This is a genomic window from Streptomyces longisporoflavus (assembly GCF_014649775.1).
In the GTDB taxonomy this organism is placed as follows: Bacteria; Actinomycetota; Actinomycetes; order Streptomycetales; family Streptomycetaceae; genus Streptomyces; species Streptomyces longisporoflavus.
Genome location: NZ_BMTR01000024.1, coordinates 34,657 through 56,893, shown reverse-complemented (window position 1 = coordinate 56,893; position 22,237 = coordinate 34,657). Strand labels below are relative to the sequence as shown.

Here is a 22,237-nt window from a genome sequence, read left to right as displayed (position 1 = left end):
GTGGGTGGGAGGGCACGGGGCCCTCCGCGAGATCTCGCCGTACCGCGCGGCATCCGCGGTTCGGATGGCGAGGATGTTAACGACAACATGTAACCGAAACAAGAGTCCGTGACGGGATTCCCCGGAAGCGCCCATGCCTATCTGCGTCTACGGTCCACGCGGGGATACGGCTCCTTGTTCCCCCCTATGGTTATCGATACCATCGCGGCGGTTGCCCCGCTCACATCCCCAGGAGTACCTGTGCACTCACAGCCCCGACCGTACGAACGCAACCCCCGCTACCCGGCCGCAGGCGCCGTGGTCAGCGGGTGGGACGACGCCGTGGCGACCCTGCCCGACCGGCCGGCCGTGCTCGCCCTGGACGGACCCGCGGCCCTGGACTGGAACCAGGCCGCCCGAAGCATCACCGCGGCCCTGCGTGCGCGGTCCCTCGAAGGCGGCGTCCTCGACGTACGCGAGCGCTGGTCGTCGGCGGCCGTCGAGCGGCTGTGCACCCCGCACGACGACGCCGACACCTTCTTCCTGCCGCTCGCCGAGTTCGAGATGGCCGACCTGTTCGAGGGCGCGCCGACCGTCGCGCGACCCGCCGACGGCGTCCTGCTGGTCTTCGGCCCCGGCGCCGCCCTGTGCTCACCCGACCTCATCTGGTGGGCGGACCTGCCCAAGCGGTACGCCGAGAGCGCCGTGGCCTCGGGAACGCTGCCCGTGGGCGTCAACCTCGGCCGCCCCGACGTGCCCGGCGACCTGCGCCGCCTCTTCTACACGGACTGGCCGGTCGCCGACCGCCACCGCGACGCGCTCGCGCCCCGGATCGACCGGTGGATAGACCTACAGGACCCGCGGTCCCCCGCCTCCCTGGACGGCACGGCGGTCCGCGTCACCCTCGCCGAGCTCGCCCGGCAGCCCGTGCGCACCCGCCCGTACTTCAACTCCACCGCCTGGGGCGGAAAGTGGGCCGCCGAAGAGCTCGGCTTCGAGCCCGACAACGGCAACACCGCCCTCGGCTACGAGCTGATCGCTCCCGAAGCCGGCGTTCTCGTCGGCCCCGACGCCGGCGCACAGGTGGAGCTGCCCTTCCAGCTCCTGTGCGTCCTGCACCCCGAACAGTTCCTCGGCAAGGACGTGCACGAGCGCTACGGCACCTCCTTCCCGATCCGCTTCGACTACCTCGACACCGTCGGCGGCGGCAATCTGTCCCTGCACTGCCACCCGCAGGAGCAGTACATGCGGGAACACTTCGGCTGGCCCTACACCCAACACGAGACCTACTACGTCACCGCGAGCGACCCCGGCTCCCGGGTCTTCCTCGGGTTGCGGCAGAGTACGGACGTGGACCTGCTGCGCAAGGAAGTGCAGGCGTCGGCGACGCACGGCACACCGCTGCGCGTCGAGGACCACATCCAGACGTTCCCGGCCGACCCCGGCCAGCTGTACATGATCCCCGCCGGCACCCCGCACGCCTCCGGCGCGGGCAACCTCGTTCTGGAGATCAGCGCCACCCCGTACCTCTACTCGCTGCGGTTTTACGACTGGCTGCGCCGCGCCTCCGGAGTGCCCAGGCCGTTGTCGCACCAGCACGCCTTCGCCAACCTCGACACCGCGCGGCGCGGCACCGACGTCGTCGCCGATCTCGTCCAGCAGCCGCGCGTCCTGCGGGAGGCGGCGGGCTGGCGCGAGGAGGTCGTCGGCTCCCTGCCCGAGATGTTCTACGCGGTCCACCGTTTCGTCCTCGACGGTACGAGCCCGGCGCAGGACGACACGAAGGGCCGTTTCCACATCCTGAACGTCGCCGCCGGTGACGGCGTGGTGGTGGAGACCGCCGACGGCCGGCGTCACGACCTCGCGTTCGCCGAGACACTCACCGTGCCCGCGGCGGTGGGCGGTTACCGTCTGCACCCCGTCGGCGCACGGCCCGTCCACGTCGTCAAGTCCCTGGTGACACCCTCATGACCCGCGTGCCCGTCCTTGAGATCGGCGGCACCCACGTCACCGCCGCCCTGGTGGACACGGCCGGCGGCCCGCCGGTCACCGATTCCGTCGTCCGCAGGCCGGTGTCCGCCGACGCGGGCGCCGCGCAGATCCTCGACTCCTTCGCCGAGGCCGCCCGGCACATACCGGCGCCCGCCGGTGCGCACTGGGGTGTCGCCGTACCAGGTCCGTTCGACTACGCGGCCGGCATCGGCAGATTCCGGGGCATCGGCAAGTTCGAAGCGCTGCACGACCTCGACGTCGGACAGGGGCTGCGCGAGCGGCTGCCGCACGCGCAGGTCATCAGCTTCCTCAACGACGCCGACGCCTTCGCCCTCGGAGAACACCACAGCGGTGCCGCGGCCGGCCGGAGCCGGTCGGTGTGCCTCACGCTCGGTACCGGCGTCGGATCCTCCTTCCTGTCCGAGGGACACCCCGTCACCGAAGGGCCCGCTGTCCCGCCGGAAGGCCGGGCCCACCGCATCAGCGTCGACGGACTGCCGCTGGAGAAGGTGGTCTCGCGGTGGGCGATCCGTACGCGCTATGCCAGGGCCGCCGGTCTGGACGACACGGCCGAAGGCCCGGACGTCAGCACCATCGCCGAGCTGGCCCGCCGGGGCGACCGGCACGCCGCCGGGACCATCGGCGGGTGCTTCACCACGCTGGGGCGCACCCTGGCACCCTGGTGTGCCGCCTTCCGGCCGGACGTCATGGTGATCGGCGGCTCCATGGCCGCCTCCTGGGACCTCATCGGTCCCGCGCTGCGCGACGGTCTCACCCTGGGAGCCGAGGCCGCCGGGCCAGGAGCGGAGCGCATCATCGCCGCGATGGACCTGTGCACCGCCCGACGCCCCGACGACGCACCCCTGATCGGCGCCGCGCACTGGGCCCTTGCGCACCGGCCCGAGGGCTCCCCGCCCGATCCGGCCGCCCTCGCCGCCGCCCCCGTCACCGGTATCGCCCACCGAGCGGCCCGGCCGTGACCCTCACGACCCGCGAAGGCGGGCCGCAGCATCCACCCGCCGGGTCGGACGCCGCCGATGGCCGGACACTCTCTACAATGGCGGCGCCCGCGGCTCCGGCAACCCACCGTCGGCGCAGCCCCCCTGACGGCACGAAGGAAGGACCGGCCGTGGCGCAGCAACGACCGACCGACGCCGCCGCCGCCGCGCCGACGATGCGCGACGTCGCCGCCCGTGCCGGGGTCAGTGCGATGACCGTCTCGCGGGTACTCAAAGACGACCCCCGGGTCACCGAGGCGACCAGAAGGCGGGTGCTGAGCGCCGTCGACGCACTCGGCTACCGGCGCAACGAAACCGCTCGACGTCTGCGGGTCGGCGGCAGCGGGATGATCGGTCTGCTCGTCACCAACCTGTCCAACCCCTTCTACTCCCGCCTGGCGCTCGGCGTCCAGGAGGTGGCCTACGCACACGGCCTGCGCGTCCTGCTCGGCAACACCGCCGAACAGGCCGACCGGGAGCGCGGCCTGGTGGAGGACCTCGCCGCCAGCCAGGTCGACGGAATGATCGTCGTGCCCGCGAGCGGCATCCACCGACACCTGACACCGGCGGCCCTGCGCGGCATGCCCCTCGTCCTGGCCTCGCGGCCGCCGGCGGGACTGGAAGCCGACTGCGTCCTGGTGGACGACTTCGGCGGAGCCGAAGCGGCCACCGGCCGGCTCATCGAGGACGGCCACCGGCGCATCGGTTTCCTCGGCAACCCGCCGGCGCTCTACACCGGCGCCGAACGGTTCCGCGGCTACTGGGCCGCCCACGAGGAAGCCGGCCTGGAACCGGACGAGCGCCACATCCGCCGCGGACTGTCCGACGTTGCCACGGCCGAACGCGCCGCCGTCGCCCTGCTGAGCGAGCCGGACGCCCCCACCGCCCTCTTCTGCACCAACAACCGTCTCACCCACGGCGCCATCCGGGCCGTCCGCACCCTCGGCGCCCCGGTGTCCCTGGCCGGATTCGACGATTTCGACCTCGCGGACGTCCTCGGACTCCCGCTGACGCTCGCCTCCTACGACGCCGACGAGATCGGGCGCAGAGCCGGCCAGATGCTCGTCGACCGCATCAACGCGGGTCCCGGCACCCCGCTGCCCGTACGACGTTCGGTGGTCCCCATCGAAGTCATCCGATACGGCGCCGACCTCACCTAAAACTGCTGCCATCCGCTCCTCCGGGCCCGCCGACGCTCACCGAGCCGTCCGCCGGCCCGGCGGACAGACCTGCCGCCCCCGCGCGCGGAATCCTCGACGGAGTCACCATGCACGACGACCGTACGCTGACCGAACGCCGACTCGCTCGGGTACTCGACCAGCGCCTCAGGCCCGCAGTCCACGCCCGCTCCGTCCCACTTGAGGTGAGCGCCCATCACATCCCGGGCGAACCCCTGCCGGTGAGCGAAGGGATCGCCGGGCCCTACAAGCCGATCGACACCGGCGCGCACTGGGGGCCGGCCTGGTCCACCAGCTGGTTCAGGATCCGCGGCACCATCCCCGCGGACTGGGCCGGGGAACGGGTCGAGGCGGTGCTCGACCTCGGCTTCGGCACCACCCAGCCCGGGTTCTCCGCCGAAGGACTCGTCTACCGGGCGGACGGCACACCGGTGAAGGCCCTCAACCCGCGCAACTCCTGGCTCCTGATAGCCGAACGAGCCCTGGGCGGCGAGGACTTCGAGTTCCACATCGAGGCCGCCGCCAACCCGCTGATCTTCGACTCCGCCGCCGGCGACCCCTTCGTCCCCACCCGTGCGGGCGACGTCGCCTCCTGGCTGCGCTCCGACAACCCCGCCGGGCCCGTGGGCGAACCGCTGTACCGGCTCACCCGCATGGATCTCGCCGTCTTCGACGAGACCGTCTGGGAACTCGTCCAGGACCTCGACGTGCTGTCCGGGCTCATGCACCAGCTTCCCGAGGACTCCACCCGCCGCAGCCAGATCCGCACCACGGTGAGCAGGGCTCTCGATGCGATCGACCTCCAGGACATCAGCGGCACCGCAGGAGAGGCGAGGACCCTGCTGTCCCCCGCACTCTCCGCGCCCGCGCACGCGAGCGCCCACCGCATCTCGGCCGTCGGCCACGCGCACATCGACACGGCCTGGCTGTGGCCGGTACGGGAAACCGTCCGCAAGGCGGCCCGCACCGTATCGAACGTGACCGCCCTGATGGACGACCACCCCGACTTCCGGTTCGTCATGTCCCAGGCCCAGCAACTGGCCTGGCTCAAGGAACTGCGCCCCGAGGTGTACGCCCGGGTGCGGCAGAAGGTGGCGACCGGGCAGTTCCTGCCGACCGGCAGCCTGTGGGTCGAGCCCGACACCAACCTCTCCGGCGGCGAGTCCCTGGTCCGCCAGTTCGTCCACGGCAAGCGGTTCTACCTGGAGGAATTCGGCGTCGAGACGCGCGACATGTGGCTGCCGGACACCTTCGGCTACAACGCCGCACTGCCCCAGCTCATGAAACTCGCCGGCATCGACTGGTTCCTGACGCAGAAGATCTCCTGGAACACCACCAACGCGTTCCCGCACCACACCTTCTGGTGGGAGGGCATCGACGGCTCCCGCGTCTTCAGCCACTTCCCGCCCGTCGACTCCTACAACGGCGACCTCTCCGGCGCCGACATCGGCCACACCGAACGCAACTTCCGCGACAAGGGAGCAGCCAACCGCTCCCTGGTGCCCTTCGGCTACGGCGACGGCGGAGGCGGGCCCACCCGCGAGATGCTGGCACGCGCCGACCGGCTCGCGGACCTCGAGGGCTCGGCGAAGGTCGAGATGGAGGGCCCCGCCGACTTCTTCACCAAGGCACAGCAGGAGTACGCCGACGCGCCGGTATGGGTCGGCGAGCTCTACCTGGAACTCCACCGGGGCACCCTCACCAGCCAGCTCGCCACCAAACAGGGCAACCGGCGCTGCGAACACCTGCTGCGCGAGGCGGAGTTGTGGTCCGCCACCGCGGCGGTGCGTATTGGTGAGCCGTACCCGTACGCCGCACTCGACCGCATCTGGAAGACCGTTCTGCTCCACCAGTTCCACGACATCCTGCCCGGCTCCTCCATCGCCTGGGTACACCGGGAGACGGAAGAGGCCCACCAGGAGGCCGCCCGCGAGCTGAACGCCATCATCGACGCTGCCCAACGAGCCCTGGCCGGCCCGCCGGCCACCGACGGCGGCGAAGTCATCTTCAACGCCGCCCCGCACAGCCGCGCGGGTGTGCCCGCCCTCGGCGCCGCACCCCGGAACACGGCGCCCCGTGCGACGCCCGTACGAGCAGGCCGCGACGGCAGTCTCGTCCTGGACAACGGCCTCGTGCGGATCACGGTCGACGCCCGTGGACTGATCACCTCCGCGTACGATCTGACCGCCGGGCGCGAAGCACTCGCCCCCGGCACGTTGGGCAACCTCCTCCAGCTCCACCAGGATTTCCCCAACCAATGGGACGCCTGGGACGTCGACGCGTTCTACCGCAACACCGTCCACGACCTCACCCGGGCCGACGAAGTCAGCGCCGACGGCGACGCCATCGAGGTCGTACGCATCGTCAACCGGTCCCGCATCCGCCAACGGCTGTCACTGGGCGAGGGGGCCCGCCGACTCGACATCGACACCACCGTCGACTGGCGGGAGCGAGAGAAGATCCTCAAGGCCGCGTTCCCCTTCGACCTCCGCGCCGGCCACTCCACCGGCGAGATCCCCTTCGGCCACGTCCAACGACCCACTCACTCCAATACCAGTTGGGACGCGGCCCGCTTCGAGATCTGCGCCCACCGCTTCCTGCACCTCGCCGAGCCTGGCTGGGGAACGGCCCTGGTCAACGACTCCACCTACGGCCACGACGTCACCCACGACGTGCGGCCCGACGGGGGTACGACCACCACGGCCAGGCTCTCGCTGCTGCGCGCCCCCCTCTTCCCCGACCCGGAAGCCGACCAGGGCGAACACCGGTTCCGTTACGGCCTGGTGATCGGCGCGGACATCGGCGACGCCGTCCGCGAGGGCTACGGCTTCAACCTTGCCGAACGCGCCGTCGCCGGCACGGCCGTCGTGGCCCCCTTGGTCGGTGTCGACCACGCCGGTGTCGTGATCGAGGCGGTCAAGCTCGCGGACGACGGCTCGGGTGACGTGATCGTGCGTCTCTACGAATCGCTCGGCGGCCGCGCCAAGGCGACCTTGCGCGCGGGATTTCCCCTGGCCTCCGCCACCATGACCGACCTTCTCGAACGCCCCCTCGCGGACGAACCCGAACCGGCCGTCACCGCCGACGGGGTGGCCCTCGCCTTGCGCCCGTTCCAGATCGTCACGGTACGGCTGCTCCCGCGCGACTGAGTTCCGCGCGGCGGAGGGGGCGGCAGCTCTGTGAATCTTCAACAGACCCTCCCTTTCGGACACTCGGGCACCCAGCACGAAAGACGTTGAGCTGGCTTCCAGGGCGGCCGGCGTGCCCGAATGTTGGCGTTTCTTGACCTGTACACGACCATCCCTTGGGTTTGCAATGACGTGACGCACGTCTACTGCATCGCATAGGGGGAACAGCACGGTGAGATCGTTACGCATCAAGGCGGCCGTCACAGGTCTGGCCGCCGCGGCTCTGTTGCTGGTCGGCGCCGTACCGGCCCCGGCACAGAGCCAGCAGGAAGACAAAAAGACCACCTACAAGATCACCCCGTACGTCATCTCCGACCCGGCACTCATCGCCGAACCGGAGAAACTCGTCGAGGAAGTGAAGAAACACGGCGATCTGGACCGGCTGGGCATCAAGCCGTCGACCTCCAACGGCCCCTCGAAGATGACGAAGAAGTCAGCCCTCGCGGCAGATCCGGCGAGCTACGTGGTGGACTCCTCACGGTTCCCGAGCGGCCGCATCCCGGACGACATCTACGACTACACCAACTGGGACGAGTGCGACACCAACTCCGGTGCCGCGTCACAGGACGCCGGGTGGATCAAGAACCGCTACTCGTACTGCCAGAAGCACCTGGTGTTCATGCCGGCCTTCGAATGCGGGCTCTTCCCTCCGCGATGCCGGCTTGCCGGCACCTACTCCTCGTCGAACACGCTGATCGGCTACGGCAAGGTCGGCGGTCACGAGGATCACCCCAACTTCCGCTGGGCCGACTTCCGGCTCAAGGTGGAGAACATCGTCACCACCGGCCCGTTCGCCGGCTCCGGAGCGGACATGAGCGCCGCCATGGAGTGCGAGGGCGACTACAAGGACGATGAGCCCAACCACAACGACGAGCACGCCTGCTACGCACACGAGAACGAGGAAACCGAAAAGTCCATCAATGAGTGGCGCGTGAACAACGAGGCGTACTTCGACATCGCTTCCCAGGCGGTCAGCTCGGACCCGTTGTGGGGCGAACAGATCGCCACCGGCGTGTTCCACATCGAGTACGAGTTTGATCTGCCGTGGTACTTCCAGTTCATCGACACCGAGGGTCCCGAAGGGGGCATGCGGTTCGACTCGGCGTGGTACCTGCAGTCGCACAAGCTCGGCTCCGTGTTCGACCGGGCGGTGCCCGGCATGTCGTACACGAAGTCCGACGCGGCCGTCGGCGGCGTCGCCACCCACCTGGAAGAGGCAAGGGCCAACCCGGGGGCCACGATGCCCACCCAGACCGACAAGCACCTGGCCGGCGGCACACCCGGCGACCCCATACACCGGCTCGCACAGGCCAAGGGCGAAAAGCAGAGCTTCCGGTACGACGAGAACCGGCGCATCGTCCGCAACTTCTGCGCCACCAAAGCGATGCAGGACCTCAAGGCGACCCTGCCGGTGAACCAGGGACCATACGACTGCGACGAATACCCCATGGCCTCGACCTATGAGGGCGCGGGACGGCACCTGTTCCCCGACGAGCCCTACGGCGGCGCCCAGTATGAGCGCCACTACTCGGCGCGCTGGGTCAACAGCGAGGTCAACCAGGAGGCCGGGCGCCGCCTCGGCCGCTGGTACGACGTCGACCGGCTGCTCGATCAGGACGCGTTCTACATACCCATTCGCTGAGCGGCCGAGCTCCCCGCCGAGGGAACCAATCCGCTTCTGAGTACCGCTCGTGTGGGGTCCGGCCGACAGGCCGGGCCCCACACACGTACCCGTTCAGTCCGTTCAGCCCGCTCCGTCTGTTCAGTCCGCTCGGTCCGCGTCCGGCCAGAACTGGACCAGGGCCCAGCCGCCCGGCTCGGCGAACCCACCGTCCGGGGCAGGGTCGTTCTCCCGCCACGCCACCCGTGCCCGCCACTTGCCGGCATGCGGGAGCCTGAAGACGTCCGACTTGCCCCCGGCCGCGATCTCGTCCACCAGGAACCGGCCCGAGGGCAGGTCAAGCGACACGAGTTCCGTCGACGGCCACTCCTCCGCCAGGGCCGCCGGACCGTCCCAGGCCTCCAGGCGCAACCGCGCGTTCAGAATGTCCTCGTCCGACCCGATGTAGAGCATGGTGGCGTTGGAGCTGACGAAACTGCCCACCGACCGCGGTGACGCCGGCCGTTCCCCGTCCTGCCCCTCCTCGTCGACCAGGCCGAACAGCCGGTGGTCCACGACCACTTTCAGCTCGTGCGACGCCACGATTCGGGACATACGACACCTCCTGAGACCGCTGCCAGGGGTGACACTTTGCCGCAGGACCCGCCCGGGCGCCACCGACTACCCGATCGAGGCCGTGCCGGCCACCGCGGCGCGCGATCCCACGATCAGACTCGCGTCTCGCGGGTACCGGATCCCCATGGGCGACATCCTGACAGGCACCTGCTCGTGGACCGACCCGGCACTGATGCGCAGCGGCTGGTATCCGACCGGCCACCGCAGCGCCGAGGGCCGACTGCGGTACTACGCGGAACGGTTCGCGGTGGTCGAGGCCGACGCCTCGTACTACGCCCTGCCCCAAGAACGCGTCAGCCGCATGTGGGCCCAGCGCACACCGGACGGCTTCACCTTCGACATCAAAGCCTTCTCCCTGCTGACCGGACACCCCACCCGCCAGGCGGTCATGCCCGACGGACTGCCGGCCGATCCCCGCGACGGCGGCGTACTCGACCACGTGTGGGCGCGCTTCGCCCAGGCGGTCGAACCACTGCGGCAGACCGGACGGCTCGGCAGCGTACTGTTCCAGTTCCCGCCCTGGCTGCAGCCCGGCGCCCGTGCCGAACAGGTCCTGGCGCAGACCGCGCGGCGCACGGCCGGCTGGCCCATCGCCGTGGAGTTCCGGCACCCCGACTGGTGGCGCGCACAGCAGGCCGCCTCGACGTGCTCCCTGCTCGCCGAGCACGGCATGAGCGCCGTCGCCGTCGACATGGTCCAGGGCCTGCCCTCCTCCCTGCCGCCCGTCGCGCCCGTGACCGCCCAGCGGCTGGCCGTGGTGCGTTTCCACGGGCGCAACCCGTCGTGGGGGCGAGGCAGCAAGGAAGAGCGCTTCCGGTACACGTACACCCGAGACGAACTCGCCCAGTGGCTACCGCGGCTGCGTGAACTCGCCCGGCAGACAGACCGGGTCCACGTCCTGTTCAACAACTGCTGCGGCGACGCTTCAGCACGGGCCGCCGAACAGATGCACCGCCTGCTCTACGCAGATCACGAACAGACATGACCGAGCCTGTGGATGGGAGCCGCGCCGACCCATTGGTGGTAGGTGTCTACGTCGACGTTGCTGCCGCACACGATGGTGACAATGTGCCGCCCGGCGAAGCGGTCACGGTCTTCGAGGATCGCCGCGATGCCGAGCGCGGCCGACGGTTCGACGACGAGACCGGCGTGGTCGAGGAGCATCCGCATACCGGCGGTGATCGACGCCTCCCGGACCAGGACGGCGTCGTCGGCGACCAGGAGAAGGTCGTCCAGGACGGCCGGGATGGGGCGCCGGCCGGCGACGCCGTCAGCGATGGTGTCGGTCGAGTCGGTGGTGACGACACGCCGTTGGCGCCATGAGTGTGTCATCGCCGGCGCGCCCAGCGGCTGGACGCAGATCACCTCGACTTCGGGCGCCAAGGCCCTCATCACATGACCCACGCCGGTGGCCAGCGCCCCGCCGCCGAGAGCGATCAGGACGGTGTCGAAGGACGGCGCGGTGTCCACCAGCTCCAGGCCGATGGTCGCCGCGCCCTCGCAGGTCTCGATGTCCAGGCTGTCCTCGACCAGCCTGATGCCGTCGTACCGCGCAATCGCCGCCGCCCGCTCGCGAGCCATCTCGTGGTCGCCGTCGACCAGCTCCAACCCGGCGCCCAGTGCGCGGATGCGATCAAGCTTGGCCCGAGTCGCAAAGCGGGATGCCACGACCGTGACGTCCAGTCCCCGGCCACGACCGGACCACGCGAGGGCTTGGCCGAGGTTGCCCGCGCTCGCGCACACCACGGCTCGCGAGGCGTTGTCGGCCAGCAGGCTGGCGACGACCTCGGTGCCGCGTGCCTTGAAGCTGCGGACCGGGTTCGCCGTCTCGAGCTTGATGCTCACCGCACACCCGAGGTCGTGCTCCAGCGCCTCGCAGCGGTACAGCGGAGTATCGAGAAAGACCGGATCGATTACCCGGCGGGCCGCCCGTATCCGGGCAGTGTCGAGGCGCGTCTCCTGCACGACACAGCAGCGTAGCGCCACCGGCGCTGGTCCCGTGGACAACTTCCGTGATTTGCGGGCCGGTTGAGGTGCCGCCCTCCGGCGGGTTCCTCGGGGCGTTCGGGCGTTCGGCTCACGCCGCCTACCGGACCGCTTTGCGCTGCTCCCTGCGCAGGTACGCGTCATGCACGGCAGAGATGAAAACTCCGGCGACGAAAGCGGCCGGAGCGCCATAGAGCAGCAGGCCCTCGACACTGGAGATCCAGTCCCCGATTGCCAGCGCCGCAACGAAATCGACGTAGCAGAACAGGAACAGCAACCCAGAGCCGGTCTTCGACATCATCAGATCCCCCCGCCGTCACCGTCACCACCCTCACCACTCGCTGCATGCCCGGCCTGATGCCGCCTGACACCGCCTTCCCCACCCCTCAAGTGACGCCGAACCTCAGTCGTAATGACATTCGTTTTCATGTACCGTCTGCTGTGCTCACTGCTCACCGAACACACCGGAGGTCCTCATGGCCGTGCCCAAACGCAAGATGTCACGCAGCAACACCCGGCACCGTCGCGCGCAGTGGAAGGCCACGACGCCGCAGCTGGTGGTGGTCACACTGGACGGCGTGCCGTACCGCGTCCCCCAGCGTTTGGCCAAGGCGTACGAGCGTGGCCTGCTCCGCCCCGAAGGCTGAAGCCCGCATGACTCACGCCCCCTCGCGGCGCCTCCCCGTCACCGTCCTGTCGGGATTCCTGGGCGCCGGAAAGACCACTCTGCTCAATCATGTCCTCGGGAACCGCGAGGGTCTGCGCGTCGCCGTCATCGTCAACGACATGAGCGAGGTCAACATCGACGCCGCCCTCGTGCGCGGTGGCGAGGCGGCCCTGTCGCGTACCGAGGAGCGCCTGGTCGAGATGACGAACGGGTGCATCTGCTGCACCCTGCGCGACGACCTCCTGGAGGAGGTGGACCGGCTGGCGCGCGACGGGCGCTTCGACTACCTCCTCATCGAGTCCTCCGGCATCTCCGAGCCCATGCCGGTGGCGGCCACCTTCGCCTTCGCCCGCGACGACGGCGCCACGCTCGGCGACCTGGCCCGCCTCGACACGATGGTCACGCTCGTGGACGCCGCCAACTTCCTGCTCGAGCTGGCCGGAGGTGACGAGCTGGCCGAACGGGGCCTGGACCAGTACGAGGACGACGAACGCACTGTCAGCGACCTGCTGATGGACCAGATCGAGTTCGCCGACGTCATCGTCCTCAACAAGCTCGACCTCGTCGACGCCGCATCCGCCGCCCGGCTGCGGGCCACGTTGGCACGGCTCAACCCCGCCGCCCGCGTCGTACCGGCCGTGCGGGGCCGCGTACCGGTCGGCGAGGTCCTGGGTACCGGCAGTTTCGACCTGGAGCGGGCGCAGCAGGCCCCGGGGTGGGTCAGGGAACTCAACGGTGACCATGTTCCCGAGACGGAGGAGTACGGCATCTCCTCGACCGTCTTCCGCTCCGGAACCCCTTTCCACCCAGGGCGGTTGTGGACATTTGTGACGGAGGCGCTGGACAGCGGCGCCTACGGGCAGGTTCTCAGGTCCAAAGGCTTCTTCGCCCTCGCCAGCCGGCCCCGAGTGACGGGGCTGTGGTCGCAGGCCGGCTCGGTGGCGCGCTTCGAGCCTTCCTACGCTCGTGACACCGACAGCCCTCACGCCCAGGAACTCGTCTTCATCGGAACCCAGTTGGAAGCGGAGCCGTTGCGGACCGCCCTGACCGGCTGCCTGATGCGGGAAGGCGAGGCCCTGCCCGCTTCCGACCCCTTCCCCGCCTGGGACACCTATGGCTTCGACGAGAGCTGCGCGCACGAGCACGTCCCCCTCACCACCGTGACGGGGCACTGAGACTCCGGGCCTGGCGGTGGTCGCAGCGACGGCACCGTCCGGCCCGGTACATGCCTGTGCCAGAAAGGCCCGCCCGGGGACGACAGGAAGAAGCCTGCCGCGATCGCCGTCCAGCGCCTCCCCCCAAGCCGAGGGCTACCGGCTCAGTCTCCTGCGCCTGCCCTGACATCCGCAGGCGAGTCCCGCTCCCGAATCGCTGATGGAAATGATTACCATGTACCTTACGATTCTGGAGGTGGGCGGCCTGCGCGAAACATCAGTAACTCAGCTGCCGGCGCCGTTGCGCCCGACACGCCAGCGGAAGGCCGTGATGAGCGCTCTGCACCAGCGCGCCGGTTTCACCTCCGCCCGGGAGTTGCATGAAGCACTGGAAGCCGAGGGCATCACCATCGGCCTGACCACGGTGTACCGGACTCTCCACACCCTGGACCGGTCCGGACGGCTCGACGTCGTACGGGAGAAGAACGGGGAACGGCTCTACCGGCCCCGCCCCGCCGACGGGCACCGCCACTACCTCGTCTGCCGCGACTGCGGCCTCAGCGCGGAGGTCGAGGCCGGCGTGGTCGAACGTTGGGCGGAGTACGTCTCCGAGGTCATGGGCTTCACCGAGGTCGAGCACACAGTGGAACTGACCGGTGTCTGCGACCGGTGCCGCTTCCCCCGGCCCACCACCCCGAACTCCGGGGAGCAGCACGCCTGAAGGCGGCCAACTGCCGATGGAGCGCACATCAAGCCCCGGCGTCCCCGTGCCCCTGCCCAGCGTGGTCTTCGCGGTCGTCTCCGGCGAAGGCGGCATCCTGCTCGCCCTCGGCGGTTGCGTTCCCACGAGCCCGTACGTCACGACGATCTCGCACCGTCTCCCTGACCTGCCGGACGGTCGGTGCAGCAGGACACACCGGCCTCCGCCGCGCTCGCATGATCCCCTGTCACGGCAGCGTGGAGCGCCCGCCGACCGTCTGTCGGCGGGCGCTCCGGGAGAAGCCCTTGGGGAGAGGACCGGTCAGTGACCGTCCACCGTTCCGGAGAGTTCGTTGGTGCTCTTCGGCAGCTTCACGGACTTCAGCTTCTTACCCGAGTCCAGGTCGAAGGCGTGCAGTTGGCGCTTGCCCGGCTCCGAGACGTACGCCGTGTGGTCACGGACGAAGAGGGTGGGCCTGGGCTGCTGCCAGTCCAGGGGCTCCGTCCAGTCGCCGACCGCTTCGATCTTCCTGTCCACCTTCCCGGTCTCCGGGTCGATGACGTGGAGAACACCGTTGGTGCCGAGCACCAGGGCTTCGCCGTGCGGGCCACGGGCGAGCGAACGGAAGGAGTAGCTGGTGCCGAGGTCGACCAGCTTCATCTTCGCCGTGCGGGTGTCGATCAGGGATATGCGGGTGGGCCGTTCCAGTTCCGCCTCGGGGTCGGTCTTGTAGTCGCCCAGGAGGACCGGGGAGACGTCGCTGCCGGCCTGGTTGCCGATGCGGGCGTAGTCGTCGGGGGCGTCGACCTTGGTGAACTTGCCCTCCTTGTAGAGCAGTACGCCGTCCTCACAGCCGAGACCGACCACCTCACCCTTGGCGGCGGCCTCTCCGTGGACACCCGGGCAGTTCTCGGCGCGTGCGATCTCCTTGTTCTTCTTGTTCAGGACGAGGGCGCCGGTGCGCTTCTCCTCGGTGCCCAGGGTGCTGACGAGTTCACCGTTGGCCAGTTCGATGGCGACGCCGTGGTGGGGCTTGGCGGAGGTGTAGTTCCGGTCTTGCGGCTGCTTCCCGTCGGCCAGGTCTGCGGGATCGAAGACGTTCACCTTGCCCGTACCGTCGGTGAACAGGGTTGTCTTGCCGCCGTGCCGTACGACGTGACCGGGCTTCGAACCCTTGAAATCGGCGTCCGTGAAGGACTGCCGGGCCGCGTCGAACACGCGGAAGCCGCTGTCGGTGGAGATCATGACGTGGTCTTTGTCGCCCGCCGGGTTGACCCGGTTGAATCCGGGCAGCTCGACGGTCTTCGCCAACTTCAGGCTCTCGCCGTCGAGTACGTACAGTCCGCCGTCGTAGGAGGCGACCAGCGGGTTCTTGACCGCGGTGGCCTTGCTGCTCTTCGTCTGCGTCGGCTCGGCGTCGGACGAGACGTCGTCGCTGCCGCCGCAGGCGGTCAGTGCCATGGACGTCGTCAGGGCGAGGGCCGCCCCCGTGAGCATTCTGGCGCGTGTCGACCTGTTCATTGTGTGTATGTCCTCTCCGGCCCCGGGGGGCGCGGGATTGTGTGGTGGGCGGCCGGCGGTCGATGCGCCGGTCCTCGGGGGAAGTTGGTCAGTCACCGGTGAGGCCTTCGGCCATGGCCGAGGTGTTGGCGCGCATCATTTCCAGGTAGGTGCCGGCGCCCTTGCCCTTCTCGGTCAGCGACTCGGAGTACAGGGAGACGACGTCCACCTCGCCGCCCATCTCCTGGCGCAGGACCTCTGCGAGCCGGGTGGGCTGGGAGGAGTCGGCGAAGACGGTGCGCACCTCGGCCTTCTCCATGGCCCGGGTGAGGGAGCGCAGGTCGGAGGAGCTCGGTGAGGCGAGTGTGGTGCCGCTGGGGATGACCGCGCCGATCACTCGGAAGCCGAAGCGCTCGGCCAGGTACCCGAAGACGTGGTGGTTGGTCACCAGGGCGCGGCGGTCCTCGGGGATGTCCGCGAAGGACTTCTCCATCCAGGTGGTGAGGTCGGCGAGTTGTCCGTCGTAGTGTTCGGCGTTGTCCCGGACGGCCTTCTCGCGCACGCCGTCGACGTGTTCCACGACTTGGTCGGTGATCAGGCCGACCGTCTCGCGCACGCGGTCGGGGTCGGTCCAGAAGTGCGGGTCCGGCTCGCCGGCCCCGGCGTCGGGGCCGCCCTCCTCGCCGGCGTGGAAGGTGAGGGGATCGGCCGCCTCGCCGGCCGCGAAGGTGGCCACCCCTGATTCGCGGGCCGCCTCCACGTGCCGCAGGACGTTCTCCTCAAGGCCCAGGCCGTTGTAGACGACGAGGTCGGCGTTCTCCAACTCGGCGGCCTGTACGGCCGACAGGCCGAACGAGTGCGGGTCGGCGTTGGGCTTCATCAGGACACTGACGTCCGCCTCGTCCCCGACGATTTCCCGGGTGATGTCACCGAGGATGTTGGTCGTCACCACGACCCGGGGCCGCTCATCGCCACCCGCACAGCCGGACGCCGTACCGGCGACGACAAAGAAGGCGACCAGGGTCAACAGCGCGGCGCGCACCCGCGCTGCCCGCACACGCGCGCTCATCGGCCCGTCTCCGCCATCAGGGACGGCCGGATCTCCAGCTCGAAGGTGCGGGCGACACGGAGATTGTCGTTGTAGTCGATCTCGTACACGCGCTTGCCCGCGGGATCGTTGAGGTAGGCCCGGCTCCGGTCGACCTCGATCACCTGCGCCGCGGCCTTACCGGTGGCGGCCTCGGGGACGTCCTTCAGCAGACGCTTGGTGACCGCGGTCTCCTTGCCGGTGGATATGTCGTAACCGTGCAGGGCTCCGTCGGTCTCCAGGACGACGAGCGGGGCGCCTTCACCGGCGGTGTTGGCGGCGACCACGGGGCCGGTCTCCACTCGCTTCCAGGAACGCTCGGTGACGTCCAGGACCCAGACGGCGTCCTTCCCCGCCGGTGCGGTGAGCGTGGTGCTGCCCGGCCGGTGCCGGAATTCCGTGGCCCGCTCCGCCTTCGGCACGTCCTTGCCGTACGGGATCTTCTCGGCGGCGAAGGTGCCGTCGTCCTCGTGGACGAGCAACGCACCGTCGGCGCACCCGAGGACGATCCCCCGCCGGGTGACCGCGTCCCCCTTGGGGTCCTTGCACCGGGACTCCGGAGCGACGACGCGCTTGCCGGACCGGTCGAGCACAACGACCTTCGCGGCGGCGTCGCCGTCGCTCGTGAGGGCGACCAGGTGTTCCGCGTACGGCACGACGGCCCCGGCATAGGTACCCGGGAGGTGGTCGGGGGCGGAGAGGGCACCCTTCTCCAGATCGGCACGGGCGTATACGTCCGTCTTGCCGTCCGCTGCCGTGACCACCGTGACGCCCGCATCGCTGCGGATGCTCGTGCCGGCGCCGCCGGGGATTTGGCCCACCTGTCGGATCTTCGCGCGGTAGTAGTGCACGTGGTCTCCGTGGTCGACCATCCAGGCACCGCTGTCGAGGACGTGGGTGCCGTCCGCGCCGTGGAAGTAGCCGAAGCGGCCGTCCGTGGTGAGTTCGGTGGCACCGGCTCTGCGAGCCGTGTCGTGGGTCTTGCCGGTGATCAGGTCCAGCACTCGGGTGTCGCCGGTGCCGGGGTCGCCGAGAAGGAGCCGGGACTGCTGCTCGGCGGCCTCTTCGGCACCCTCGACGTAGCCGTGGGGGGTGGCGGAGGAAGAGGGGCTTTCGGAGCTGGACTTGGCGTCGTCCTGGCCGGCGCAACCCGCGGTCAGCAAGACCACGGACAGGAGTGCAGGCACCAGGGGTATGACGTTTCTTCGGACGAACAAGGGAGATCGCCTCAGGTTTCGTTCGGTCGGGTCGTGGGGGCGTTTGCGGTGAACGTGGCGGCACGGGCGGGAAGCCCGGCGCGGCGGGCACGACGCCGGTGCCGCCACCCGGACGCCAGGTGGGACAAGAAGAAGAGGCTGACGGCGAGGGCCGAGACGGTCGCGCCGGCGGCGGTGCTCAGGTGCCAGGAGAGCAGCAGGCCGCCGAAGGTGGCGGCCGCGCCGAGCGCCGCGGCGAGGCTCATGACGCCGCGGACGCTGCGCGCCCAGGGCAGGGCTGCCGCCGGCGGGGCGATGAGCAGGCCGAGTACGAGCAGCGTGCCCACGATGTGGAAGGAGGCGACGATGGCCAGGGCCAGCAGCCCGAGCAGCACGGCGTGCGCCAGTCGAGGACGCAGGCCGAGCGTCCGTGCCTTGCGTTCGTCGAACGCGAGGGCCAGGAAGGCACGGTGACCGAACACCGAGACGACCAGCGCAAGGACCAGCGCCGCCCCCAGGAGGATCAAGTCGCTCTCGCGTACGGCGAGGACGTCACCGAAGAGGAACCCGGTGAGGTCCACGGCGAACGACTGCGAGCGCGACACGATGATGACGCCGAGGGACAGCATGCCGACGAAGAGCAGACCGATGCCGGTGTCCTGGGACAGCCTCGGAGTTCGGCCGAGGGCGGTGACACCGGCCGTCATGACGACCGCGCTCACCACCGCCCCCACCAGCAGGTTGCCCCCGAGCAGCGCGGCGACCGCGACGCCGGGCAGCAGGCCGTGGGACATGGCGTCACCGAGGAAGGCCATCCCCCTCAGCACCACCCACGTCCCCGCGAGGGCGCATATCGCCGACACCAGAATCCCGGCCCACAGGGCCCGCTGCACAAAGGCCACCTCGAAAGGGGCCGTCAACCACTCCATGCGAGCACCCTACAATGACAACCATGTTCAAAAACCACCCACCGGCACCGCCCGGCGACGCCCCGGGGAGCGAGCGCCTCCGGTTCAGCGACCTGGACGCGGGCTACCCCGGCCGTCCAGTACTCCGCCAACTCAGCGCCTCCATACCGGCCTTGGCCATGACAGCGCTCGTCGGACCGAACGGCAGCGGTAAGTCCACGCTGCTCGGCGTCATCGCCGGAGTGATCGACACCACATCCGGACAGCTCCGCTACGCAGAAGGCCGCCCCCCTGCCTTCGTCCCGCAGCGCGGCGCCGTGGGCGACACACTCCCCCTCACGGCACGGCAGACCGTGGAGATGGGCCGCTGGCAAGAGCGAGGGCTGTGGCGGCGGCCGACCCACCAGGACCACAGCGTGGTCGAATCCGCCATGGAACGACTGGGCATCGCCGACCTGGCCACCCGCCAGCTCGGCGAGTTGTCCGGCGGGCAACGTCAGCGCGTCCTGATCGCCCAGGGCCTCGCCCAACAATCCGACCTGCTGCTCCTGGACGAGCCGACCACCGGGCTCGACCCCGAAGCCCGGCAGCGGATCACTGCGCTGCTGACGGAACTTGTCGCCGACGGCACGACCGTCGTCCAGGCCACCCACGACCTGGAGGCCGCCCGCTCGGCCGACGCCTGCCTGCTCCTCAGCGACGGACGGCTGGTCGGGCAGGGCCCGCCCGAGCAGGTACTCACCCCCACGGCCCTGTCCCGGATCTGGCAACCGGCGTGAAGCGGCCGGATACGGGCGGCCCGCGCCGGTTCCGCTCGGCACCGTGTGATCACCGCACCGAGGGCCGCCGGCCGGTCGGGAACAGTGGATGCGCAACGGCGAAGCGAGTTACGTGAGCGATCAGAAGTACGCGGGGAGACGTGGCGGATTCGCCGACGCCGTGCGCCTGACCATGCGGATCTGCGTGCAGCTCCTGCTCGGCGCACTCGCACTCCTCACCATCGTCACGGTCGCCGTCCTGCTCGGGCCGATGCTCGCGCTCGACCTCTACACACCGCCCGTCGCGGCCTGGTGGACCGTGTTCACCGCCGTCGTCGTCCAGGGGGTGCCGTTCCTCCTGCTCGGCGCGTTGGTCTCCGCGGCCGTCGGCGCGCTCGTCCCCGGGCGGGTCTTCTCCCGCTTGCTGCCGCGCAGTCCGGCGCTGGCGGTGCCGGTGGCGGGCGCGGCCGGTGCGGTCCTGCCCGGATGCGAGTGCGCGTCCGTGCCGGTGGCCGGCAGTCTGATGCGGCGCGGGGTCGCCCCAGCGGCAGCGCTCGCCTTCCTGCTCTCCGCTCCCGCGATCAACCCCGTCGTGCTCGTCGCCACGTCGCTCGCGTTCCCCGGCCAACCGATGATGGTGGTAGCTCGGTTCACCGCCTCGCTCGCCACCGCCGTGGCCATGGGCTGGCTGTGGGCGCGCTTCGGCCGCACGCAGTGGCTTCGCCTGTCGTCGAGACCGGCGGCCGAATCCGGCACCTCACGCGCGGGTGCCTTCGTGGCGGGGCTGCAACACGACTTCCTGCACGCCGGGGGCTTTTTGGTGGTGGGAGCGGGCGCGGCAGCGACCTTCAACATCGCCGTGCCGCGAGCGCTGCTCGACGTCTTCACGGCATCCGCCTGGGTGTCGGTCCTGCTCCTGGCCCTGCTCGCCGTGGTGTTGTGCGTGTGCAGCGAGGCGGACGCCTTCGTCGCCGCGTCGCTGAGCGGGTTCGGACCGGTGGCCCAGCTGGCCTTCATGGTGGTCGGGCCGATGGTCGACCTCAAGCTGTTCGCGCTCCAGGCGGGCACGTTCGGGCGGGAGTTCGCCCTGCGGTTCTCGTCCGCCACCTGGGTGACCGCGGTGTTGGGCAGTGTGCTCGTGGGGTGGTGGCTGCTGTGAGGAAGTACGGTCCCGCCGTTCTCTTGCTCCTGGTGGGCGCCGCGGTGCTGCGCATCTCGCTGTTCAGTGACCTCTACCTCCGGTACGTACAGGCAGGGTTGCGTCCCTATCTGATCCTCTCCGGGGTGATGCTGGGATCGCTCGGTCTGCTACGGGGTGCACTGACCGTGCGAGCGGCACGGACGGGTGCCCCCGGCACCGAAGGGCACGGTCACCCGGCCGAGGACGGACCGGACCACGGCCACTCCCACGCGGGCGGCCCGCGCATCGCCTGGCTGCTCGCTCTTCCCGCCGTCGCGCTGCTCTGTTTCCCGCCGCCTGCGCTGGGTTCCTACAGTGCGGCCCGGGAGGAAGCCCGGCGTGCCGAGGAGTACGTCGGCACGTTCCCCGCACTTCCGGCCGGCGACCCGGTGGAGTTGAGCCTGGCCGAGTTCGGCTCCCGCGCCGCCTACGACAGCAGGTACTCGCTGCGCGACCGCACGGTGCGCCTGACCGGGTTCGTCTCCACGGGCGACGGCGGCACCTGGTACGTCACCCGGCTGCAAGTGGCGTGCTGCGCCGCCGACGCGACCGCGGTCAAGGCAGAGGTCCGAGGCGCGGGGGCACCGGAGGCCGACGCATGGGTGACGGTGACGGGCACCTGGCACCCCCGGGGCAGGCTGGGTCCGGCAGCGGCCTGGCCCCCCGTGCTGGACGCCACGACGGTCCGTGCGATCACCGAGCCGTCGGACCCCTACGAGGAACGCTGAGGCCAGGCCCCTCTCCCGGTGTCACGCCACGCCCGGCCCTCTGATGCCGGGCGTCCGTCATCCGGCATGCAGGCTGAAGGGCGGGTAACTGTCGGTGAGCAGGCCGACGTATGCCTGCACACGCAGGTTGTAGCGATAGACGCCCACGACGAAAGCCCGGAGCCCGGGAGGGTATTCGCCGGTGATCAGAACAGCGAAGAATCCCGCGATCACAGCGATCATCGCGGCCATGCTGAGCACGAACAGCACCAGGTAGTGCGGGACAGCGAGCAGCCACTTGACCAGGGGCTGCCACCGCGACATCCGTTCGGGGTAGGTGAACGTCACGAGGGTGTTCGGATCGACCCCGTCGTCGCCTGAAGCGGACTGGAAGTCGAAGGGCGGGTAATCCTCCCGCAGGAACAGCACGTAGCTGGCGACGCGCCACTCGTAGCGGAAGGTCATGGCGATCGCGTCGAAGAGCGGGCGGGGGATGCGCCGGGTGAACAGCACGGTGAAGAAGGCGATGAAGGTCAGCACGCTACGCAGCAGGCTGAGCGCGTAGGCGATCAGCAGTTGCGGCACCGCGAGGAGCCACTGCACCAGCGGCCGCCAGCGGGCCACGTGATGTGTGCTTCGAAGGTCGAGTTGAGCGGGGTAGGGAGTGGCCAGTGTCATGGTGCCCTCCTTGGGACGGCACGGCATGGGGTGCGGCGACCTCGCGCCGCCGCGTGCGTGACCCGCAGGCGACCTGCTGCCCGTATGGGCCCTTCGGTCTGCGCTGTTCGGAGACCATGATCGGACCCTTACAACGTAAGCTTAC

General features: G+C 69.9%; 20 protein-coding genes and 1 pseudogene. 13 read left to right on the top strand and 8 right to left on the bottom strand.

What is annotated here, in order from left to right:
• Positions 1-240: 240 nt before the first annotated feature.
• The 5 genes from IE226_RS34760 to IE226_RS34740 all read left to right on the top strand — a co-directional run bounded on the left by IE226_RS34760 (position 241) and on the right by IE226_RS34740 (position 8,977).
• The gene (locus IE226_RS34760; RefSeq protein WP_190085452.1) at positions 241-1,950 is read left to right on the top strand and encodes a class I mannose-6-phosphate isomerase; all 1,710 of its coding nucleotides are present in this window, start codon (positions 241-243) and stop codon (positions 1,948-1,950) included.
• The gene (locus IE226_RS34755) at positions 1,947-2,951 is read left to right on the top strand and encodes an ROK family protein (protein ID WP_190085451.1); all 1,005 of its coding nucleotides are present in this window, start codon (positions 1,947-1,949) and stop codon (positions 2,949-2,951) included. The genes IE226_RS34760 and IE226_RS34755 overlap by 4 nt, the downstream gene beginning before the upstream one ends.
• Before the next feature lie 149 nt (positions 2,952-3,100).
• Positions 3,101-4,129, top strand: a complete 1,029-nt coding sequence (locus IE226_RS34750; protein WP_373307089.1) for a LacI family DNA-binding transcriptional regulator — start codon at positions 3,101-3,103, stop codon at positions 4,127-4,129.
• Between the two features lie 107 nt (positions 4,130-4,236).
• Complete coding sequence (locus tag IE226_RS34745) at positions 4,237-7,296, top strand: alpha-mannosidase (protein ID WP_190085449.1); 3,060 nt, start codon at positions 4,237-4,239, stop codon at positions 7,294-7,296.
• Between the two features lie 211 nt (positions 7,297-7,507).
• Positions 7,508-8,977, top strand: coding sequence for a NucA/NucB deoxyribonuclease domain-containing protein (locus IE226_RS34740; protein ID WP_190085448.1), 1,470 nt, complete (start codon positions 7,508-7,510; stop codon positions 8,975-8,977).
• 120 nt (positions 8,978-9,097) lie between these two features.
• Here IE226_RS34740 and IE226_RS34735 read toward each other — a convergent pair whose 3' ends face one another.
• Positions 9,098-9,550 (bottom strand): hypothetical protein, encoded by a 453-nt coding sequence (locus IE226_RS34735; protein WP_190085447.1) that lies wholly within the window; start codon positions 9,548-9,550, stop codon positions 9,098-9,100.
• A gap of 145 nt (positions 9,551-9,695) precedes the next feature.
• On the opposite strand from IE226_RS34735, the gene IE226_RS34730 reads away from it, so the two are divergent.
• Positions 9,696-10,556: a DUF72 domain-containing protein gene (locus IE226_RS34730; protein WP_190085446.1), complete on the top strand. Its 861-nt coding sequence runs from the start codon at positions 9,696-9,698 to the stop codon at positions 10,554-10,556.
• Here IE226_RS34730 and IE226_RS34725 read toward each other — a convergent pair.
• Both IE226_RS34725 and IE226_RS34720 read right to left on the bottom strand, forming a co-directional pair.
• Complete coding sequence (locus IE226_RS34725) at positions 10,541-11,536, bottom strand: threonine ammonia-lyase (RefSeq protein ID WP_190085445.1); 996 nt, start codon at positions 11,534-11,536, stop codon at positions 10,541-10,543. The genes IE226_RS34730 and IE226_RS34725 overlap by 16 nt on opposite strands.
• Before the next feature lie 121 nt (positions 11,537-11,657).
• Complete coding sequence (locus IE226_RS34720; protein ID WP_190085444.1) at positions 11,658-11,858, bottom strand: hypothetical protein; 201 nt, start codon at positions 11,856-11,858, stop codon at positions 11,658-11,660.
• Positions 11,859-12,033: 175 nt separating this feature from the next.
• Here IE226_RS34720 and rpmF point away from each other — a divergent pair, with 175 nt between their 5' ends.
• The 4 genes and pseudogenes from rpmF to IE226_RS44345 all read left to right on the top strand — a co-directional run.
• Positions 12,034-12,204 (top strand): 50S ribosomal protein L32, encoded by a 171-nt coding sequence (rpmF, locus tag IE226_RS34715; protein ID WP_190085443.1) that lies wholly within the window; start codon positions 12,034-12,036, stop codon positions 12,202-12,204.
• A 7-nt stretch (positions 12,205-12,211) separates the two neighbouring features.
• The gene (locus IE226_RS34710) at positions 12,212-13,399 is read left to right on the top strand and encodes a GTP-binding protein (protein ID WP_190085442.1); all 1,188 of its coding nucleotides are present in this window, start codon (positions 12,212-12,214) and stop codon (positions 13,397-13,399) included.
• Between the two features lie 310 nt (positions 13,400-13,709).
• Positions 13,710-14,099, top strand: a complete 390-nt coding sequence (locus IE226_RS34705) for a Fur family transcriptional regulator (RefSeq protein ID WP_229871719.1) — start codon at positions 13,710-13,712, stop codon at positions 14,097-14,099.
• 25 nt (positions 14,100-14,124) lie between these two features.
• Positions 14,125-14,254 (top strand): annotated as a pseudogene (locus tag IE226_RS44345) (metal ABC transporter permease); the annotation flags it as partial.
• Between the two features lie 145 nt (positions 14,255-14,399).
• Here the strand turns inward: IE226_RS44345 and aztD are convergent.
• The 4 genes from aztD to aztB all read right to left on the bottom strand — a co-directional run bounded on the left by aztD (position 14,400) and on the right by aztB (position 18,790).
• Positions 14,400-15,599: a zinc metallochaperone AztD gene (aztD, locus tag IE226_RS34700; protein WP_190085440.1), complete on the bottom strand. Its 1,200-nt coding sequence runs from the start codon at positions 15,597-15,599 to the stop codon at positions 14,400-14,402.
• A gap of 88 nt (positions 15,600-15,687) precedes the next feature.
• A complete protein-coding gene (gene aztC, locus IE226_RS34695) occupies positions 15,688-16,647 on the bottom strand; it encodes a zinc ABC transporter substrate-binding protein AztC (protein ID WP_190085439.1) in 960 nt (319 codons plus the stop codon).
• Positions 16,644-17,882 (bottom strand): hypothetical protein, encoded by a 1,239-nt coding sequence (locus IE226_RS34690; RefSeq protein WP_190085438.1) that lies wholly within the window; start codon positions 17,880-17,882, stop codon positions 16,644-16,646. Before IE226_RS34690 ends, aztC begins: the two co-directional genes overlap by 4 nt.
• An 11-nt stretch (positions 17,883-17,893) precedes the next feature.
• Positions 17,894-18,790: a zinc ABC transporter permease AztB gene (gene aztB / locus IE226_RS34685; RefSeq protein ID WP_190085437.1), complete on the bottom strand. Its 897-nt coding sequence runs from the start codon at positions 18,788-18,790 to the stop codon at positions 17,894-17,896.
• A 14-nt stretch (positions 18,791-18,804) separates the two neighbouring features.
• Here aztB and aztA point away from each other — a divergent pair, with 14 nt between their 5' ends.
• The 3 genes from aztA to IE226_RS34670 all read left to right on the top strand — a co-directional run bounded on the left by aztA (position 18,805) and on the right by IE226_RS34670 (position 21,435).
• Complete coding sequence (gene aztA, locus IE226_RS34680; protein ID WP_373307088.1) at positions 18,805-19,548, top strand: zinc ABC transporter ATP-binding protein AztA; 744 nt, start codon at positions 18,805-18,807, stop codon at positions 19,546-19,548.
• A gap of 172 nt (positions 19,549-19,720) precedes the next feature.
• A complete protein-coding gene (locus tag IE226_RS34675) occupies positions 19,721-20,686 on the top strand; it encodes a permease (protein WP_229871725.1) in 966 nt (321 codons plus the stop codon).
• The gene (locus tag IE226_RS34670; RefSeq protein WP_190085434.1) at positions 20,683-21,435 is read left to right on the top strand and encodes a TIGR03943 family putative permease subunit; all 753 of its coding nucleotides are present in this window, start codon (positions 20,683-20,685) and stop codon (positions 21,433-21,435) included. The genes IE226_RS34675 and IE226_RS34670 overlap by 4 nt, the downstream gene beginning before the upstream one ends.
• 57 nt (positions 21,436-21,492) lie before the next feature.
• Here the strand turns inward: IE226_RS34670 and IE226_RS34665 are convergent, their stop codons facing one another.
• A complete protein-coding gene (locus IE226_RS34665; RefSeq protein WP_190085433.1) occupies positions 21,493-22,092 on the bottom strand; it encodes a DUF4389 domain-containing protein in 600 nt (199 codons plus the stop codon).
• Positions 22,093-22,237: the final 145 nt, after the last annotated feature.